18 protein-coding genes are annotated in these 17,041 nt (G+C 55.8%); 11 read left to right on the top strand and 7 right to left on the bottom strand.

Going from position 1 to position 17,041, the window contains the following annotated elements; all coding sequences use genetic code 11:
• Nucleotides 1-12: 12 nt before the first annotated feature.
• On the top strand, nt 13-747 hold the full coding sequence (locus ACXYL9_RS09255) for a PepSY domain-containing protein (protein WP_234030082.1): 735 nt from the start codon (nt 13-15) through the stop codon (nt 745-747).
• A 13-nt stretch (nt 748-760) separates the two neighbouring features.
• On the opposite strand, the gene ACXYL9_RS09250 is transcribed toward ACXYL9_RS09255, so the two are convergent.
• The gene (locus ACXYL9_RS09250) at nt 761-1,201 is read right to left on the bottom strand and encodes a hypothetical protein (protein ID WP_173214127.1); all 441 of its coding nucleotides are present in this window, start codon (nt 1,199-1,201) and stop codon (nt 761-763) included.
• Between the two features lie 93 nt (nt 1,202-1,294).
• Nucleotides 1,295-1,630, bottom strand: a complete 336-nt coding sequence (locus tag ACXYL9_RS09245; RefSeq protein WP_459039288.1) for a hypothetical protein — start codon at nt 1,628-1,630, stop codon at nt 1,295-1,297.
• Between the two features lie 130 nt (nt 1,631-1,760).
• Between ACXYL9_RS09245 and ACXYL9_RS09240 the strand changes: the two genes are divergently transcribed.
• Nucleotides 1,761-2,198, top strand: coding sequence for a hypothetical protein (locus tag ACXYL9_RS09240; RefSeq protein ID WP_173214130.1), 438 nt, complete (start codon nt 1,761-1,763; stop codon nt 2,196-2,198).
• 232 nt (nt 2,199-2,430) lie between these two features.
• Nucleotides 2,431-3,084: a DUF2231 domain-containing protein gene (locus ACXYL9_RS09235; RefSeq protein ID WP_394727026.1), complete on the top strand. Its 654-nt coding sequence runs from the start codon at nt 2,431-2,433 to the stop codon at nt 3,082-3,084.
• 951 nt (nt 3,085-4,035) lie between these two features.
• On the opposite strand, the gene ACXYL9_RS09230 is transcribed toward ACXYL9_RS09235, so the two are convergent.
• Both ACXYL9_RS09230 and ACXYL9_RS09225 read right to left on the bottom strand, forming a co-directional pair.
• The gene (locus ACXYL9_RS09230; protein WP_459039287.1) at nt 4,036-4,308 is read right to left on the bottom strand and encodes a hypothetical protein; all 273 of its coding nucleotides are present in this window, start codon (nt 4,306-4,308) and stop codon (nt 4,036-4,038) included.
• Nucleotides 4,309-4,406: 98 nt separating this feature from the next.
• The gene (locus tag ACXYL9_RS09225; protein ID WP_459039286.1) at nt 4,407-4,652 is read right to left on the bottom strand and encodes a hypothetical protein; all 246 of its coding nucleotides are present in this window, start codon (nt 4,650-4,652) and stop codon (nt 4,407-4,409) included.
• Nucleotides 4,653-4,887: 235 nt separating this feature from the next.
• On the opposite strand from ACXYL9_RS09225, the gene ACXYL9_RS09220 reads away from it, so the two are divergent.
• Complete coding sequence (locus ACXYL9_RS09220) at nt 4,888-6,468, top strand: amino acid permease (RefSeq protein WP_459039285.1); 1,581 nt, start codon at nt 4,888-4,890, stop codon at nt 6,466-6,468.
• 124 nt (nt 6,469-6,592) lie between these two features.
• On the opposite strand, the gene ACXYL9_RS09215 is transcribed toward ACXYL9_RS09220, so the two are convergent.
• Nucleotides 6,593-7,303, bottom strand: coding sequence for a CDP-alcohol phosphatidyltransferase family protein (locus ACXYL9_RS09215; protein WP_459039284.1), 711 nt, complete (start codon nt 7,301-7,303; stop codon nt 6,593-6,595).
• Nucleotides 7,304-7,767: 464 nt separating this feature from the next.
• Here ACXYL9_RS09215 and ACXYL9_RS09210 point away from each other — a divergent pair, with 464 nt between their 5' ends.
• Nucleotides 7,768-8,211: an eCIS core domain-containing protein gene (locus ACXYL9_RS09210; protein ID WP_459039283.1), complete on the top strand. Its 444-nt coding sequence runs from the start codon at nt 7,768-7,770 to the stop codon at nt 8,209-8,211.
• Between the two features lie 170 nt (nt 8,212-8,381).
• Here ACXYL9_RS09210 and ACXYL9_RS09205 read toward each other — a convergent pair whose 3' ends face one another.
• Entirely contained in the window at nt 8,382-10,082 is a 1,701-nt protein-coding gene (locus ACXYL9_RS09205; protein WP_459039282.1) for a hypothetical protein, read from the bottom strand.
• Between the two features lie 424 nt (nt 10,083-10,506).
• On the opposite strand from ACXYL9_RS09205, the gene ACXYL9_RS09200 reads away from it, so the two are divergent.
• The 4 genes from ACXYL9_RS09200 (at nt 10,507) to ACXYL9_RS09185 (ending at nt 14,023) form a co-directional block, all read left to right on the top strand.
• Nucleotides 10,507-11,064, top strand: a complete 558-nt coding sequence (locus ACXYL9_RS09200) for a hypothetical protein (RefSeq protein ID WP_459039281.1) — start codon at nt 10,507-10,509, stop codon at nt 11,062-11,064.
• Between the two features lie 971 nt (nt 11,065-12,035).
• Nucleotides 12,036-12,284, top strand: coding sequence for a cold-shock protein (locus ACXYL9_RS09195; RefSeq protein WP_459039280.1), 249 nt, complete (start codon nt 12,036-12,038; stop codon nt 12,282-12,284).
• 88 nt (nt 12,285-12,372) lie between these two features.
• A complete protein-coding gene (locus ACXYL9_RS09190; protein ID WP_459039279.1) occupies nt 12,373-12,786 on the top strand; it encodes a hypothetical protein in 414 nt (137 codons plus the stop codon).
• Between the two features lie 211 nt (nt 12,787-12,997).
• Nucleotides 12,998-14,023, top strand: coding sequence for an amidohydrolase family protein (locus tag ACXYL9_RS09185; protein WP_459039278.1), 1,026 nt, complete (start codon nt 12,998-13,000; stop codon nt 14,021-14,023).
• A 64-nt stretch (nt 14,024-14,087) separates the two neighbouring features.
• Here ACXYL9_RS09185 and ACXYL9_RS09180 read toward each other — a convergent pair whose 3' ends face one another.
• Nucleotides 14,088-15,665, bottom strand: coding sequence for a sulfatase-like hydrolase/transferase (locus ACXYL9_RS09180; RefSeq protein ID WP_459039277.1), 1,578 nt, complete (start codon nt 15,663-15,665; stop codon nt 14,088-14,090).
• Between the two features lie 213 nt (nt 15,666-15,878).
• Between ACXYL9_RS09180 and ACXYL9_RS09175 the strand changes: the two genes are divergently transcribed.
• Together ACXYL9_RS09175 and ACXYL9_RS09170 are read left to right on the top strand one after the other, a co-directional pair.
• On the top strand, nt 15,879-16,556 hold the full coding sequence (locus ACXYL9_RS09175; RefSeq protein ID WP_459039276.1) for a LytR/AlgR family response regulator transcription factor: 678 nt from the start codon (nt 15,879-15,881) through the stop codon (nt 16,554-16,556).
• A gap of 64 nt (nt 16,557-16,620) precedes the next feature.
• Complete coding sequence (locus tag ACXYL9_RS09170; RefSeq protein ID WP_459039275.1) at nt 16,621-17,037, top strand: UrcA family protein; 417 nt, start codon at nt 16,621-16,623, stop codon at nt 17,035-17,037.
• Nucleotides 17,038-17,041 lie beyond the last annotated feature (4 nt).

Raw genomic sequence — 17,041 nt, 5'->3', positions numbered from 1 at the left:
GGGGAACACCGATTGGCGACTCGCTCTTTCAAGCTGCGTCTGCATGTGCTGGGCAGCAAGCTTCACAAATGGCTGGCGATCTTTGTCGGCGTCCAGGTGCTACTATGGATGGCCACCGGGGCGCTGATGTCGTTCCTCGACATCGAAGAGGTTCGGTCCGAACATGTCGTTTCGCGCGCGCCGGAGGTCCTGCCCGCTGATGCTGTCATGCCCCAATGGCTCGATAGCAGCGAGGGGGTGGTTTCCCTTGCGACGCGCGCGGTCGGCGGCAGGGCCGTGACCGAGGTCCGTCGGGAAGATGGAAGCGTCACGCTCCGCGATCCGGAAAGCGGCATGCTCCTCTCGCCTCTTCCCGCTGCGAGCGCACAGGCCATCGCCCGACGTGCCTGGACCGGGCCGCGAACCACCATAGCGAAAACACTTTTCGTGGAAGACGCAGTCGGGACCGAATTCCGCGGTCCGTTCCCGGCGTGGCAAATCACTTACGGCGATGAGGATAATACCCGCGTCTACATCGATGCATCGAGCGGCTCGGTGCTCGCTGCCCGCAGCGACACCTGGCGCTTGTTCGACTTTGTCTGGGGGCTGCATATCATGGACTGGACGCAGCGCGACCGGATCAACAGCTGGTGGCTGCTACTGTTCGGGATCGGCGGGACAATCATCGCGGTTTCGGGCTTCGTGCTGCTTGCCAACCGGTTTCCCAAGATCAGGCGGCGGGCAAAACCTGTGCCAAATGCTCCCTGAAGCCGCTCCTTGTTCAATCAGGTTCGACGCGGGCAAAGCGGATCAGCAGGATCGTTAGTGCGGGTACGATCGTCCACATTGCGATCGGGATCAGCGCCAGTCCCGTCACTGGCTCGTGTGGCATTAAATCGCTGTAGCGCCAGCTCAGGAAGCTGTTTGCAGGAAGCGACGTAGCGATCATTTCGACGGCGATGGCGACGACAAGCCCGAAGCCGAAATAGATCGCATAGGGTAGCTTGTCTGACTGCCAGGGCCACGCGTGCCCGCCGCGCAGTGCAGCAAGGCTATAAGCTGTGAGCAGGATCACGCCATCGCCCAGGCTTGCGATGCCGCAGCGAATGGTCTGCTCATAAGTCTCGAGATTGCCCGGCTTGAAAAACGGCATCTGGAAAATCTCCCAGACGAACGCGATCAGGCTTCCACAAATGAAGATGAGCCAATGGGTTCTGGTCATGCTGCGGATACGCCGGAATGATGTGCGCAAGGAAATAGCGGCTGGCCGGAGTTCCACGTCCTGCGTAACGTCTTTGCTGCCCCAAAGCCTGGATCAGTCACCGTCTTCGCGCCTCTCGGTCTTGGCCATGCGAGCAGCGCGTTCGAGAAATTTCCGCATGTCACCTGCTGCCAGTTCGGTAAACGGATGCCGGCTCGCCTCAGGGCGCGGTTCGATCATGTCCGCACGTTTCCTGATCCGTTCGATTTGTTCATCGCTCGCCCCGGACAAAAGCCCGAGAACTATGTTCTCGAGAGTTATGAGGCGCATGCGCATTTGCACCAGCTCGGCATGATCGGGCTCCGGGATATCCCAGCTGCCGTCCTCATTGACCGTGCTCACGACTGCTTCTCCGACAGCTCTGTTGTCACCATGATCTGTTCCATTCATCTCTACCGGCTTCGGTTAAAAAGGGTGACCGAAAAACACCATTCCTGCAACCGGCTGTGCCATCGGCTCAGCCGTCTCCGGTGGGCGCGGAAATTGTTTGAGGGGAAGAGATGTTGGCTGCGTAAAGAGAATGAATGCGCACAGCACCCATCGCATGACCGACGTAAGGAAATCGATTATAAAACGGACAGCTCTAGCTCTCATTCTCGCCACTGGCCTGACAGCCACTCCGGCGATGGCCCAGGAACAGCATGACCACGGAGCTCAGGCTGCGGCACAGCAGCAGGATCACGCTGGCCACATGATGCAGGATTCGGAGGCCATGGCGGCGCATCGCGAGAAGATGGCTGAAATGCGCGCGCTGATGCAGCAGGCCCACGCGGCGAGCGATCCTGCCGAACGCCAAAGGCTTATGGCCGAACATCGTGCAAAAATGCAAGAGCACATGGCGGGCATGATGCAGGGCGGCAATTCCGATATGATGGCGGCCTGTCACCAGCGCATGATGATGATGCACGATATGATGGAGCAGATGGCGGCTCACCAGAACATGGCGCAAGACGATTAGGAGATGGTGGCCGGACTCTCGCTCGTGCCTAAGGCCGGCCGCCCTCTTAACAAGGCTGTGATATTGGCAAGAGACCCGACCCCCTCATGAGTTAAATTTGGACCCTCACGCGCCGAGGATCATCACGCTCCATCACCGCAAGAGATGAGGGTTCGCAGAGCAATACAGACACAATAGGTCGCACGACCATCGCCAAGACCGGAACCCTTAGAGAATGAAAAGAATACAATTCATGGCTATTGTAGCTGCCAGCTTGCTCATCGTCGGACCAGTTCAGGCTCATGGCGACGAAAAGCATGGCGAAGAGACGAGCGCCGCGCCTGCCGCCGCGAATGGCGATGCGCATGACCAGGCGGCCATGGCGCAGATGGGCGACGGCGGAGCGGTCGGCGAGCCCTCAGCCGCGCACGACGAAGCAAGTGGAGGCCATGACGAGGCTGGTGGCCATGCTGATGAGGGCGATTCCGGCGTCATCGCCGTCCTGAAAAAACTGCATCCGGCGACCATCCACTTCCCGATCGCCCTGTTTCTCATGGCTGCTGCCACCGAGTTGTTCGTCATGCGCCGGAAAGATGCAGGGCTTGAGAGCGCGGTGCGCGTACTCGTCCACGGCGGAGCAATCGGCGCAGTCGTCGCAGTCCTGTTCGGATGGATCCACACCGGCCTTTGGTTCGGCGGCGATGCCGTCATGCAGGTCCATCGATGGAACGGGATGCTGATCGCGGTCCTCGGTCTGGCGATGGCCTATCTGGCGAGCCGTGCTTCCGCGAGCCGGACCGCGCTTCGCGCCGCAATCTTTGCCATGGCCGCTCTAGTGCTGGTGCAGGGATTTCTGGGCGGCGAGCTTGCGCACGGTGCCAATCATCTTGGTATCTCCTGGCTTTGAAGGATAGAATGATGCGCAGATCGAATCGGAACGGGTTTGTTGCCCCCCTTGCTGCGGCGGCACTGGGGCTAGGGCTCGCTGCATGTGATCAGACGCAGGACACTTCATCAGAAGCTGAAGCCTTGCCACTGTATACGGCCCCGCCGACCGAGAGCACAGGTCCTGGCGAAGGCGAAAGAGACAACGCTGCCTCTCCCGCTGGAGAGGCCAACACGAACCGGTCGGATGAAGCTGTGACTGCCGGTAGGCAACCAGACCGACCGGCGAGCACTCCGGTAGTAGCGCCGTCACCTGCGGCCACTCCCCCGCCGATGAATGCGAAGCCTAGCGACACACCCGATCCGCATGCGGGCCACAATATGCCGTCCATGCCAGACCATGACATGTCCTCGCTGTACGATCGGGCGGATGGTTCATGACCTGGCGTTTCGCCTTCTGATCGGCCCGAAAACGGCCGACGCTCCTTTCACCTGTCACTACGAATAACATGTCATCGTTTGCCAAAGGCGCTTTATCTCATCTGTCCGATTCTGGGGGTATTGATGGGGGTATTTGCAAGGTGATTCAAAAAGTTGATTAGGTAAATCAGCATGTTATACGCTCCCTATATTTCCCTCCTCCGCTACCAAGTTTGTTGTTTGTGCTTCCACATTTTCGCATCTGGCCATTCCAGATCCGATTTTTAGGATTGCTCGGAATGCAGCATGCGTTGCTTGGCAAGTTCCTGGGCGTGGTATTCTACGCCCTGCTAATGTTCATGATCTTGACCGTTGTCTTCAACGCGCAGGGCTGGACCATTTAGCAGCCCATCTGCGCAGAGGGCACTCGTCGATCACGATGACCTACAACGTCTATGGCCACCTTGTTCATGATCCTGCGAAGGACGTGGACCTAATGGGCGAGATGGAGCGTGGGCTGTTGGCGGCATAGCCAAATCTCGCTCTTGCTTGATTAGCTGGTTATGTTGGCGGCAATGTCGAGCGCGATAATCGCAGCGACCATTGCCAGCACCAAGTTGACATAGTGAGTTCGGGATTGGGTTTGCTTCAACCATACCCGCCCCAGAAAGAGCATCGATACAACACCCGCCAAGGTGGTGAAGGCATCTTCCCCGAAGAAGCCGATAATGCCCACGGCAACGGTCGCGATAAAATAGCCTGAGTAGATGTAGAACGCCGAAACCAACACCTCGGCTGGCGAGAATTCAGGCGCATGAGTATTCATAACCATTCTCCCGCAAGGCAACCTTTGTGATCGAGTGAGCGGAGGAGTCCGCGCATTAAAGTTTCGAACTCCTCCGCTTGGTGTGGCCCAGATGTGGGTTAGTTGGCTGGAGCTACCCCGCCTTCAGTGGGCTGAGCCGTCTCGGCACCTGCATCAGTGGCGGGCACAGTCGACCCATCATCTGTAGGAAGCGCATCTTCGGCAACCACGGGGGCCGTTTCAACCGGAGCGGGTGCGACTTCGGCTTGGGGCTCTACTGCTGCCGGCTGTTCCTGCTGGGCTTCGCATGCGACAAGAGACAGAGCGCCAAGGCTCACGCCGAGGGCAAGAACGACTTTCTTCATTTCCAATTTTCCTAAAATTCCCGAGATCATGATGGCCTCTGGGGTGCCCGAACTTACGCCGTTTCATTTCACCGCGCTAGTCGGATTTTGCGCGCCCGCGAAGATCTCAACAACTTTCAAAACGGGACTGAAGCTTATGCATATTTTTGTTTCACAGCACTTCAGCGACTGATAAGTGCTCCGTAGACTGGCTGGACGCATAAGGGCCGTCGCGGGTCGCAGAGTATTTTCTGTTATGATGTTTGATCGAGTGAAGCCGCTCGATGCAATTCTTGCTGCGGCTGAAAAGAAGTCGCTCAAGCGGACCATGGGCGGTTTCCAGCTCATGCTGTTCGGCATCGGCTGCATAATTGGAACGGGGATATTCGTCCTCACAGCTGCAGGTGCACAGAAGGCAGGACCTGGTCTAATGCTCGCCTTCGCAATCGCAGGTCTAATCTGCGTGGTTGCGGCTTTATGTTACGCCGAGATTGCATCGACTATCCCGGTTTCGGGCTCAGCTTATACTTACACCTACGCGACGATGGGCGAATTTTTGGCGTGGACTGTCGGTTGGGCGCTGGTGCTCGAATATGCCATTGCAGCGAGCGCGGTTTCCGTAGGCTGGTCGGGCTATTTCGTTGGCACGATCCTCAATGAAACTTTCGGAATTCAACTGCCGCCATGGCTCTCTGGCGGACCGCTTGCGCTTGGTGGCGTGGAGGGTGGGCTGATAAATTTGCCCGCATTGGTAATCGCGCTGCTTGTGACGGGTCTGTTGATGATTGGCACTAGCGAGAGCGCGAAAGTCAACGCGGTGCTTGTTGCGATCAAGGTGACAGCGCTGACGGTCTTCATTGCGCTGACTTTGCCGGAGGTTGAGGCGGAGCGGTTCAACCCATTCCTCCCAGCAGGAATTTTTGGCGGGTGGGGCACTGGTGTCGGAGCTGTTGGCGCGGCGGCGACAATCTTCTTTGCCTATGTCGGGTTTGACGCTGTTTCCACTGCTGCAGAAGAAACCAAAAATCCGCAGCGCAACGTGCCTATCGGGCTGGTCGGTTCGCTGATATTCTGCACCATATTCTATATCGCAGTTGCAGCGGGCGCGATCGGGACCATCGGTGGGCAGCCCATCATGGGCCCTGATGGCATTCCATTTCCCGCGGGTTCTGAGGAGTTGGCGCGACAATGCGCGCTACCACAACATGCTGCAGCGCTAGTATGTTCTGACGAAGCGCTTGCTCATGTTCTACGACAGATCGGTTGGTCGGGTGTTGGCAACATGCTCGGCTATGCCGCATTTATTGCGCTTCCCTCGGTCATACTCGTTTTGCTTTTCGCGCAAACGCGTATTTTCTTTGTCATGAGCCGCGATGGACTCCTGCCCGAGGTATTGAGCCGCGTTCACCCCAAATGGCACACGCCATATGTTGTAACGATGATCACCGGCGCGCTCGTGGCGTTGGCGGCAGCATTCTTTCCGGTGGGACAGCTTGCAGACATAGCCAACGCAGGAACGCTCTACGCCTTTGCGCTCGTTGCAATTGCTGTGATGATGCTGCGAAGACAGCGCCCTGATGTCAATAGACCCTTCAGGGTGCGGGGATTGTGGCTGGTAGCGCCATCAGCTGTGGCTGGATGTGCCTTCCTGTTCCTTAACTTGCCGATGGAAGCCATGGTTGTGCTGCCCGTTTGGTCTCTGATTGGTGTTGCAATCTACTTCTTCTACGGGCGTCCACGCAGTCACCTTGGAGCGGGCGTCGTTGAGGTGGTCGATGACATCGAGGGTCTGGAGACACTTGTGCCTATTCATCCGCCCAAGCCCGAGAGAAATTAGCGGATCGCCAGCGCCATTTCCATCGCTTCGGAATCGCCTTCGATTTGCACCGCAAGGCGGATCCGAAGCCGCTTTGCAAAGAGACGGTTCTGTGTGCTGCTTAGCCTGTGCAGAGCCAGAGAACCTAACGACTACCAGCAGAATCCTGTTTGTTGGGCGACCATTCCGCGTTCCGCGATGGCTCATCCTTAGCCAGTCGGCGCGAAGTAATGAAGGTCTGGAACACGAACATCACGATAAGAAGAGTGCCGACAAGGCCCACAAATATGTCAAACCCACTGATCGGACCGAACCAACCTGGGCCGCTTCCAAATGCCATCATGGCGATGGTCAACCCAATCAAGACGAAGCGTAGTTCGGTTGGCCCGAGATTTAGATAAGATAGCTTCAATTCTCCTAGGACGCGCACGGACAGAAACGCGTGGATCGAGAGCAGGAGGTAGCCGGCCAACGCGATCCCGGCGATCTCAAGAGATACATACGGACTAAGTCCAATGCCGAACACGATGAGGGTAGTCGCCATGCCGTCACAACTGTGATCAAGGAAGTAGCCGTATCGAGGGCGCTCAATACTTCTGAACCGAGCCAGACTGCCGTCGGTGGAATCTCCTAACCATTGGACCAGATATCCCGCGATAGTCAGCCATAGCCATTCGCCGGATTGGTTGCTTGCCAGATACCCGGCGAAGATCATGGCAGCCCCAAGCATGCCAACAAAGGTTAGAATGTCGGGTGACATCCAGCGCGGCATTCGCGCGCAGATCCAATTCAGGAGTCGTCTCTCGTTTCGAGCCAGAAGATTGTCCTGAATTCGCTCGATTGGCGGCTGCCCCATTGATCCCACAAACTGATCCTTGCGTTTCTTATGAGCATGGTTGCTACACCTGAGGGTCTCCCCCGACCATATCAATAATTCGCTTTCGATTTCGAAGAACGGTGCGGCACCGTTCGCTTCTCAGACCGTCATACCCATTGGTTTGAGGGGATAGCGTCCCTCCAGTTCAGCAAGATCCATTCGAGGGTCGAGGTCCCACACCGCCCGTTCGGGCAGGACGAATTGCCATCTGGTCATAATTTCGGCGTTATTCTCTTTTATAGTCAATGGATTGTAACTGGAGCTACTGACAAGGAGATGTGTCGATAAAGTCTGCCGCTGCCTTGTCGAAGCGCAAAGCGATGTTCGCTGTTGCCCTTTTAGCTCCAACATTTCTTGGCTCGTGCGGTATGCCGACGGGAACGGATTGCTTGGGACCGCCTCGCGAGCTCGCAACTGCGACCAATCAAGCGTTTGCCCCCGTGTTGGCGGCAGCAGTTAATTACTCGAGAAGAAGCGCTCAATCGAACGATTTGAGGGCAATTCCCGATCCCATCAGAGATGCATTGTCGCAGCATTATCCAGCGAATGAACTTGCCAACGTGCGCTGGATAATCGCCGATGAAGCGGGCGGCCTCGCTCGGTTTCTTGTCGCAGAGAATACCCGATACAAGGCTGTGACCTTGGGTAACCTCATAGTATTTGAGAATGAGAGCGCCGCTCAGGATTTGGGTTTATGGGCTCACGAACTGATACACGTCCAACACTATCAGCAAGCTGGTGGAACCCTACATTTTGCCCGTGAATATCTCGCTGACTGGCCGAGTATCGAGCGAGAAGCTGTAAGCCAGACAAATCTTATTCTTGATGATCTAAGCCTCGCAGCAATGCAACATGCTCCCACCGCACACCGCTGCATCTCTGGTTAGTTCCCAAAAATTAGGACAAAAATCAGTGCGCGTGTCTTGCGCTGACCAGTCAACGTAGACGCGTCTACCGACTTTTCCGTTGGAATCATAATCCGCGTGTCGGGGGTTCGAGTCCCTCCTCCGCTACCAGTTTTGGCTTGCAGTTGACCTTTATGTTGATCGTCGGCCGGTCAGTCCGTTTCGGACAACTCACCACCAGAAGTGATAGCATCTTCGAAATTCTTGCGCATAATGGCGTATTCTTGTTCGAGGGCGTCATATCGACGGACCAAGCCGGTGAGATATGCTCGATTTTCTTGCACTGTGAGCGCGACTGGCATCAGTTGGTCGCGAGTGCCAAAGAGCGAGTATAGGTTCTTCAGCGCATTGAGCGATTCCGCTGTGACCTTTGCGGCTGCAAAATAGCTTTGTGCGGTCGTAAGATGCCGTCCAAATCCCGTTACTTGAGGACCTAAAGTCGAAAAGAGGTAGTCAAAAGCAGCCTTTCCCATGCTGATCTGGCCATCGCGCTTCGCTGATCTTACTAGTGATGGATCATAGTCGATACCCGATCTCTTGAGAGCTTCCTTAAGGTCCTTATCACGCGTTTCCTGGCTGACTTTCTTCCCTTCGGATTCGCGCTTGCTGTAGCGATCGCGGAGAGCCTCCAACTGCGGCACCAAGTTTTCGATTTTCCGAGGTTCGATCGCTTCGCCTGTGAGACGACTTTTTAGCTCTCGCATTACCTTAGATTGTAAGTCTGCGAGTAGTTCTTTCTGCTTTTCGTCCAGGCTGCTGGCTTCGGCAAGATCACTGAAAAACTCCCTCGTGAGCTTTTCGTTCAGCCTCTCGCCTTCTGCAAGTCGCGGCTTGAGCAATTCATCACGTCGTTTACGCAGCGAATCCATGACTGCATCGGCGTCAGCAACCTTTGGATAAGCATCAGGGTCGGAAAATTTGGGGCATTGGGTGCGGCGTTGATCGGCTAGTCGGGCGGACAGATCATAGGATTGCTGCGCCTCACTGAGCAAACGTCTAATCTCATTTGCGCCATCGGTCAGCTGCTTATCAGGCCCGCTATGGACTAAGACATCATTAGTAATTTCTTCCATTCTGGTGAGCGCTCGATAGTCGGCAAAGTCCATGTAGGAGACCGGGATATCTGCCGCTCCGCTGATTGGGGAGGGGAACAAACGCTGAAAAGGCATATCGGGGTCGTATGTCGCGACCTCGTCGGTATCTTTCTCGAACTGATAGATGATTAGTCGGGCGGGCTTTCCAACCTGCGCTTGGTAAGCGACATAATTGCATCTCTTGCTGCTTGATGGAGTGCTTAGGTCGGCTTGAGCGCTATGACCGGCAGGATGTCTGCCCGGCTGACTTGCCTCAGTATTTTTTAGGGAGGGAGTATCAGGCGCTTTTGGAGTAGGGGATGACGGCTTGGCCGTGCGGACGCAGGTTCCTGTTGTGCGAGCATTGGATGCTTTACGAAACGGTCCGGCCAAATGACTAAAGGCAGGCGGCGACTGATACAAGAAGCCGCTTGGGCGCACGCCAATGGAATCTCGGCGCCATTCCCGCGCATCTCGGTCAACTTGCAAAAACTCGCCGTTGAACGCTTCATATACCGCCGTGCCGTCCGGCCCGTAGTATCGGACCTCATTATGGCCGCGATAGACGAGCATGCCTGCGGTATATCCCACCTCCTTCATGTAATCATTCGGGCGTCCGATCCGCCCTTCAAGGGTGCCGTTCGCGCCGATCGTGAATACCAGCGTTCCTCCGGTCGGTTTGGTTTGGTCACCCCACGGGCTGTAGGATTCCCAGGTGCCGAGGATCCATTTGAAATTCTCGCAAGTATCCTCGGATCCGAGGGTAACAGGCTGAGCCATCGCAGCCTGAGGTGCTGAGAGTCCGGCAGCCGCAGTCAGAGCTAGTATCGAAACCCGGAAATGCATGGCAGTCCCCCCTAGAATAATCGCATCGGCCCAGTCATGCGCACCGGGCAGACCTAGACGATCACGGTGGGATGCTACATCATCAGGCCGAATTCCGGAAATTTGGGATGCGAATGGTTGGACTGGATAGACGGATCTACAAACGAACGCGGCTCGAAATCATGACCGCGTGGCGGGGGGTTCGAGTCCCTCCTCCGCTACCAGGTTTCGAAATTGGCTCAAATTATCTCACGATGGATGCTGAGACTATTCGAATGTCATCGGGCCCCATGCCGCGTTGGCGCTGGCATGCTTTCAGCGGAAGTTGTAAGATGGGTTCGTTCCGGGTCGCTGGGATAGCTGAAGAGAGGAGAAGGCCATGTCATTTGCGGCCATTTATCTTGCAGCGGCAGCGACAACTTTGTCCGCCGCAAGCGAGCATCACGGGCATGATGCCCACAACCCGCCAGTCTCAGAGGAAGCGATGATTGCAAGCGCGATGAGTGCTGGGCCAGCTTCGGTTGTCGAAGGCGCGACGATTGTTGACCATCAGGGCAAAGTTCTTCGCAAGGGAACCAATGGGTTTACCTGTATGCCGGAAAGCGCCGCCATGGGGCCAATGTGCAACGACAGCGTCTGGATGGACATGCTCGGCGCGTTGATGGCCGGCGAGCCGTATGAGGGCGGAAAGTTCGGGATGTCCTATATGCTGGCAGGGGAGGGCGATGCACCGGGGGTTAGCAACATTGATCCTGCGGCAACTGAACCGACGGCTGATAACCAGTGGATCAAGGAAGGTCCGCATCTCATGGTTATCCTGCCGGATCGAAGCTCATATGCTGGCATTTCGAGTGATCCGGCGGATCCAGTTTACGTCATGTGGAAAGATACGCCCTACGCTCACCTCATGGTGCGAATTGAGGACGAAGAGAATTAACCCGGCCTTCGAAAGGTTGCCTCATCGGGAACTCGTCTACCGACGTTTCCGTTGGAATCATAATCCGCGTGTCGGGGGTTCGACTCCCTCCTCCGCCACCAAGATTTGGTGTCAGCACTTTCACATCTCCGCACCTGTTCGTTTCAGAGCGGACGTTGGGATTGTTCGATATGCAGCACTCTTTGCTCCGATAGTTTCTCGGCTTATCTTTCTGCGGAATAATAGTCTTCGTGATCTAGGCCGCTATCTTTTAACGGATCTGAGCGTGGTTGGGCCTGTCAGCTACAGCGAGCTCCGGCACCTTCGGGTCAGCTTATGATTTCCATTAACAACACCTTTTCGACCAGCGCGTTCCTGCTGACTGCTCGGGCCAAAGCGAATGAAAACTTTCGTGATCAGGTTTTCCTGCTTGAAATAAATCAAGCCCATTGGCGATAAAGGTTGAAAAATAAAACTTTGCTAGCGCTATGGATCATTACCGACACCATGTATCGCTTCGGTGTGAGAGAATAAGTGCGACCCGATTCTCTTGTGGCCTTAACTTTTGTTTTAATATGCAGAGGCGGGTCTAACTCTCAGCCCGGACCTGCGTTATGTGGGTTCGGGCTTTTTTCGTTCTAAGATTCAGTCGTCGTTATAGAAAATTTTCGAGCTTGGCGTCGGGGTTGAGTGGCCATGCGCATGATCGGCTCGATGTGTTAGGCGTAGTGCCAACCATGCGGTGACGAACGCCGGGGAATAGGCGCCAGCATTTCCGGTCCTGCCGTCCAGACCTTGCATACATGGCTCGCAAGCTATCGCTCGCAACGACTTGTGCGGCTGCCACATCGCTACCATATCATGGACAGCTACCAGTCGTGATTGACGGTCCCAAGGGCCAGTTTTCGACCCTTCCTTCTTTCTATTTCGCCTCTTAGGCCGCGCACAATCGGTCGCTATCGGCCGCCCGCGTCAAACGGAAAGAATTGCACATGACTCATTATGGCAAGATCAAATCCTATGACACCTGCAAGGGTGCAGGCACAATCACTCCTGAAAAGGGTGGTGAGCCGCTGCCTTTCGTGAAGGCTGACCTTCAACAGGAAGCTCAGGAACCCAAGGTCGACCAGCGTTACGGTTACGAAACCAAGCAGGTCGATGGGGGCAAGCAGCAAGCGATGAACCTGCAGCAGGAACAGGGCCAGCCAGAAAAGGCCGGGGCAGAAAAACAGCAAACCTGATAATCGATCGGCCGGGAGGGAATTCGCCAGTCGCTCCCGGCTCGACCGCTGATCTCGTCCCGAGTTTTCTGAACAAGCGAGCCCATCCATGGACCTCAATGAACTGCTTCATGCCCATCAGGTCGAAGTGATGCGCGCGAGCGCTGCTGGCGACGATGAAGGTCGCCAATTGCATTTTGCGGAGGTTGCGAATTATGCCGCGCAAATCCAGGCGTTACGAACGTCTCGAAAGGGTTACGTCCCCTTGCTCCACCGAGCTGCCCGGGAGATTGATATGCATGTAACGAATGGCCAGCATCTGGCGACAAATGCCAGCACAACTTCTCTCAACGTCTGGGAAAGCGAGGGTGGCTCTATAAATCCGCCCAACTCACCCTTGCCTGCCGGTATCGCCGAGCGTCTCGTGAGGGAATACCGGGTTGGACCCTACAAATATACCGACCTGTCCCAGGCAATCGCAGAAAACACTCGTCAACAATCCCGGCCACTGTCGGTTCTGTAAGTAGATCGGCGCCGCGCCGCGGATATAATCCGCGTGTCGGGGGTTCGGGTCTTCCCTCCGCTACCATTCCTCAAAGAACTGTGCAGATCTTGAAGAGTATTGAAACCATTCGGAGGTCATCGGGACCATGCCGCGTTTGCAAGCTGCGCCTTTGACTGGCTGAAGCCTCTAGATATAATGCGGCAATGCTGGGTTATACATGAGGTGAGGTATGGCTGATCGAATGGGCCTCAAGCGGCTTTTGGCAGCGCTGATTGCATTCTCGAGCAATGCGTCCGCTATCGAGCAACCTTCTAACTCGCCCTATGATGGGCCAGTTATCGATGTCCATCTCCACGCTGATAGCGCGACCCAGAACGGCCCGCATGGTCAGTCAATCTGTCCGCTGGAAGGTCCACTTGCGGATATTAGGTTCGATGCAAGCGAGGAGTGGCGCCAAGCGCTGATAAAGCGCGGGTTCAACCCACCTTGTGAAACCCCGCTTGTCGGAGCTTCGACTGATAAGGCTTTGCGCGACGAGACCATTGCAGAGATGCGCCGGCACAAGGTCCGTGGACTTATCAGTGGCCCTCCCGAATTTGTGCGGGATTGGACGGCTGCAGCTCCAGATTTGTTTTGGCCGGCAACCAAGTTCTATCTTCCTTCCGAAGCCGCGCCCACGCCGGAACAAGTATCTTCGGCAAAGCAGAGGGGGGAAACCTTCGCCCTTGCGGAGATCGTGAACCAGTATGCGGGATTGGCACCTGGCGATGCCCGAATGGACCCATTCTGGAAAATGGCCGAGCGGGAGCAACTTCCTGTCGGGATACATATCGGACTGGGGCCTCCCGGATCGGTTGCGCTTTTCCCTGAGTTTCGTGCGATGAGCCCGCTGGAGATCGACCCTGTCCTCCGGCGTTTTCCGCGCCTTAGAATCTTCGCGATGCATGCCGGGTATCCGTATCTCGAGGATATGAAAGCGATGCTCTATCTCTATCCTCAGTTGATGGTGGAGACAGGCGTTCTCCAGTTCCAGATCCCGCGAGCCGAGTACTACGCTTACCTCGAAGGTCTGGTTCGTGCAGGTTTTGCCGATCGGATAATGTTCGGTTCGGACCAGATGAATTGGCCCGGCGCAATCGGGGAGGGGGTGCGGGCAATCAATTCGGCACCCTTTCTGAGTTTCGAGCAGAAAAAGGCAATTCTGCATGACAATGCCGCGCGTTTTCTCCGCGTGGAAGACGGGACACCCAGGTAACTCTTAATGAGCGGGTGCACCGGGCCCGGGGGCGTGTTCCTCATCCGCTATGGATTTAATAACCCTAGAATAGCGGAAGCATCTCCCCATCCCATGCCGCAGCCTCTTCTTGCATCTCGCGAAAGATCGCCGGCTTTTCGGTTTTGAGGTTCGTCCGTTCGCCCGGGTCGAGGACAAGATCGAAAAGGTACTCGGTATCTGCATCGCGTAGATACTTGTAAGAGCCCTTGCGCATTGCGAGTTGCCGAGTGCGTCCCATGCGCCAAAAAATTGTACGATCGCGCACGGCTCCGCCAGAAAGAACGGGAAGGATATCGATCCCGTCAAGCGGAGGCGATGACGCACCGGCTGTCGCTAGTATGGTTGCGGTCCAGTCCAGCGTCGACGCTACCTGCCGGGTTGTTACGCCTGCGGGGATCACATTCGGCCAGCGAACGAATGCAGGAACGCGAATACCTCCCTCCCACAACTCTCCTTTTTTGCCGGCCAGGCCCGCCATGTTGGAATGCTGCTTGCCACCGTTATCACTGGTGAAAATGACCAAGGTCCGATCGGCAACGCCCCTCTCGTCGAGCGCGTCGAGGATCCGGCCCACCGCTTCGTCCAGTGCCGCGACCATATCTCCAAATCGATCATCAGGCCCGACATCGAAGCCGCGGTATGCACTGGGCGTGTCGCGATCCGCCGGGGGGTCTCCGCGCCGCTGCCAAGGCGCATGTGGTGCTGTGCCCTGGTGGTTGAGAAAGAACGGTTCTGGGGCGCCATGAACGAACCGGACCGCTTCATCCGCTATGATATCGGTGAGGTAGCCATTTACATGCACCGGCTCGCGGTTTCGGAAGAGATCGTGCGCTCCAGATGGATCGACGTGCGCCGTGTAGTCGACTGCTCCGCCAAGTGGCCCAAAGAAATAGTCGAATCCGTGTAGATTGGGATGGAATCTTGGCAGCGCGCCCAGATGCCATTTGCCGAATAACCCGTTGGTGTAGCCTGCGTTCTTGAGAAGCGAAGAAAGCGTCAGCTCGGAGGGCTCCAGTCCGAATTTACGGTGGTTCGGCGACAGCGTAAGTGGCTCGAAAAGCCCGACGGGATGTCTCGCTGGATAGCGGCCCGTCATCATGCCCACTCGCGTCGGTGTGCATATCGGGGCAATCGCGTAGGCCTGTGTGAAACGGGTGCCCTGTGCTGCGAGGCTGTCGAGCACGCGCGTCTGGAAGTCTGCTCTGCCGTAGCTGCTCAAATCTCCATATCCGAGATCATCTGCAGTAATAAGGACGACGTTGGGCTGTCGCCGTTTAGCCGCATGCGCGAACTGGGGCAGCATGGCCGGGGCAAGAACGCCGGCTACTCCCGCGGCTTTGAGGAAGGTTCTGCGGCTGCTGAGGATAGAGCTCGTCATCGTTGCCTCCGCAGGATCCTTATCACAGAATTCCAAAGCCGGCATTTTCCAATTTGGGTGCAATAATGCCAGGTGACTTTCAGGAACAATTGGCACTGGAGGTAGCGTTGAACATTTATCCGTGAGGCGCTCGCCTTTTCCAAGATCGCCAAACCCAAAATCAGAACGGTTCCAAGAAATGAGGGGCGAGGGCAGAATTATTGAATTGCGCTCCCTCCACTCGGTCGCTCGTACGTAACCCATCGTCTGTCCAGGGCGAAAAGGTCAGCCCTCCCTCCGGCACGTTCAACAGCATTTTCGGCGACGCGCCACCCATCCACCGAGCCAGGCCGGTTTCTTTTGGTCTCGGGTCTAGGTCTTGGCGAGAGTTTGTTTGCGGACCTCAACAGTGCTTCCAACCCCAACCTACCAAAACTGCAAAATTCATGTTAGCCTGTGGTTGCGGGGGATTGACCTATGACTATCCATTCTCGGAAGCCAAAGCAGATTCACGCAATCTTATGTTTTGGCTTCGAAAAGGCTGCCACTCCTGAAGAAATTGAGCAGTTCACAACGGGCCTTCTAGAAATTGAATACATTCACAACTCGCTTGAGTTGGACGGTGTGTTCGATTTTATGAGCGAAGCTGTGTTTCCAAACGTTGCAGCATACCATGACACTATGCGTGATTTGGATAGGCAAGGGATCGTTCGCACGTGCGAGTCGTCATTGGTTTGCAAGCAATTTGTTCAGGAAGAAACCGATGAGGCTTTATGGATTAAGGATTTCCACGAGGACGGCACTCAGGTGCGCATTGGTCTCCACGAAATCGAGAAGATAGTCGCAGAGGGCGATTACATGCGAATTTTTGCAGGGGGTCGAGAATGGCTTTACCATTGCACACTTGCCCATCTGTCCGAGCAACTAGGGCCCAGGGTGGTTCGTCTGAATCGATCGACCCTCGTGCGCGGCGATTACATCGTGAGGATCCGCCACGTGAGAGATAAATGGGAGGCTCATCTAAAAGATGGCTCTACATGCCGCATTTCTCGCTCACACGTAAAAGATGTTATTGATCATGCCTCAACGACGACAGATGTTGATTCACCGAAAAACCTGATCGCTCAACCGCAATATGGCAATTTTAGTCGATAGCTGTTGGAGAGTTGTAATTAACGCTCGCACTCTTCCTCTCATCAAATGAGGAAAGGATAGTTCGATGCGAGAGTTAATGGAAAAAACCGTCGCCGCAGCAGGTGCGATTGCGCTTGCCGCAGGCTTGGCTGCCGTAGCCATTGCCCCCGCTATGGGGCAAGAAATAGGACGCGATCCGATTGATGTGACAGCGCCGGTAATTCCCGCCGAGAGGTACGTCGCATACGTATCTTATAGCGATCTCGATCTCGCGACCAAGCGTGGCGAGGATAGGCTGAGAGGCCGCGTAAGGAGCGCTGCACGAGATGTTTGTCCGCACGATTATACGAGGATGGGTGCTGAGCTATCCATGGAATGTCGTAGGATTGCACGTGTTGGCGCAGAACCGCAGATCGCTTTGGCGGTGACCAGAGCACGGCAAATCGCAATGCACGGCAGCAGTGATATAGCTCCAGTGCGTATTGCATTGAAAATTGATTGAATGT

Source organism: Qipengyuania sp. CAU 1752, assembly GCF_054482615.1.
This window is presented reverse-complemented; position numbering and strand designations above follow the sequence as displayed.

Excerpts from the sequence above, each read along its gene's own strand:
- ACXYL9_RS09250 (WP_173214127.1), bottom strand. The coding sequence starts at position 1,201 with ATGACCAGAACCCATTGGCTCATCTTCATTTGTGGAAGCCTGATCGCG.
- ACXYL9_RS09245 (WP_459039288.1), bottom strand. The coding sequence starts at position 1,630 with ATGAATGGAACAGATCATGGTGACAACAGAGCTGTCGGAGAAGCAGTC.
- ACXYL9_RS09240 (WP_173214130.1), top strand. The coding sequence starts at position 1,761 with ATGAATGCGCACAGCACCCATCGCATGACCGACGTAAGGAAATCGATT.
- ACXYL9_RS09235 (WP_394727026.1), top strand. The coding sequence starts at position 2,431 with ATGGCTATTGTAGCTGCCAGCTTGCTCATCGTCGGACCAGTTCAGGCT.
- ACXYL9_RS09230 (WP_459039287.1), bottom strand. The coding sequence starts at position 4,308 with ATGAATACTCATGCGCCTGAATTCTCGCCAGCCGAGGTGTTGGTTTCG.
- ACXYL9_RS09225 (WP_459039286.1), bottom strand. The coding sequence starts at position 4,652 with ATGAAGAAAGTCGTTCTTGCCCTCGGCGTGAGCCTTGGCGCTCTGTCT.
- ACXYL9_RS09220 (WP_459039285.1), top strand. The coding sequence starts at position 4,888 with ATGATGTTTGATCGAGTGAAGCCGCTCGATGCAATTCTTGCTGCGGCT.
- ACXYL9_RS09215 (WP_459039284.1), bottom strand. The coding sequence starts at position 7,303 with ATGGGGCAGCCGCCAATCGAGCGAATTCAGGACAATCTTCTGGCTCGA.
- ACXYL9_RS09205 (WP_459039282.1), bottom strand. The coding sequence starts at position 10,082 with ATGGCTCAGCCTGTTACCCTCGGATCCGAGGATACTTGCGAGAATTTC.
- ACXYL9_RS09200 (WP_459039281.1), top strand. The coding sequence starts at position 10,507 with ATGTCATTTGCGGCCATTTATCTTGCAGCGGCAGCGACAACTTTGTCC.
- ACXYL9_RS09195 (WP_459039280.1), top strand. The coding sequence starts at position 12,036 with ATGACTCATTATGGCAAGATCAAATCCTATGACACCTGCAAGGGTGCA.
- ACXYL9_RS09190 (WP_459039279.1), top strand. The coding sequence starts at position 12,373 with ATGGACCTCAATGAACTGCTTCATGCCCATCAGGTCGAAGTGATGCGC.
- ACXYL9_RS09185 (WP_459039278.1), top strand. The coding sequence starts at position 12,998 with ATGGCTGATCGAATGGGCCTCAAGCGGCTTTTGGCAGCGCTGATTGCA.
- ACXYL9_RS09180 (WP_459039277.1), bottom strand. The coding sequence starts at position 15,665 with ATGGGTTACGTACGAGCGACCGAGTGGAGGGAGCGCAATTCAATAATT.
- ACXYL9_RS09175 (WP_459039276.1), top strand. The coding sequence starts at position 15,879 with ATGACTATCCATTCTCGGAAGCCAAAGCAGATTCACGCAATCTTATGT.
- ACXYL9_RS09170 (WP_459039275.1), top strand. The coding sequence starts at position 16,621 with ATGCGAGAGTTAATGGAAAAAACCGTCGCCGCAGCAGGTGCGATTGCG.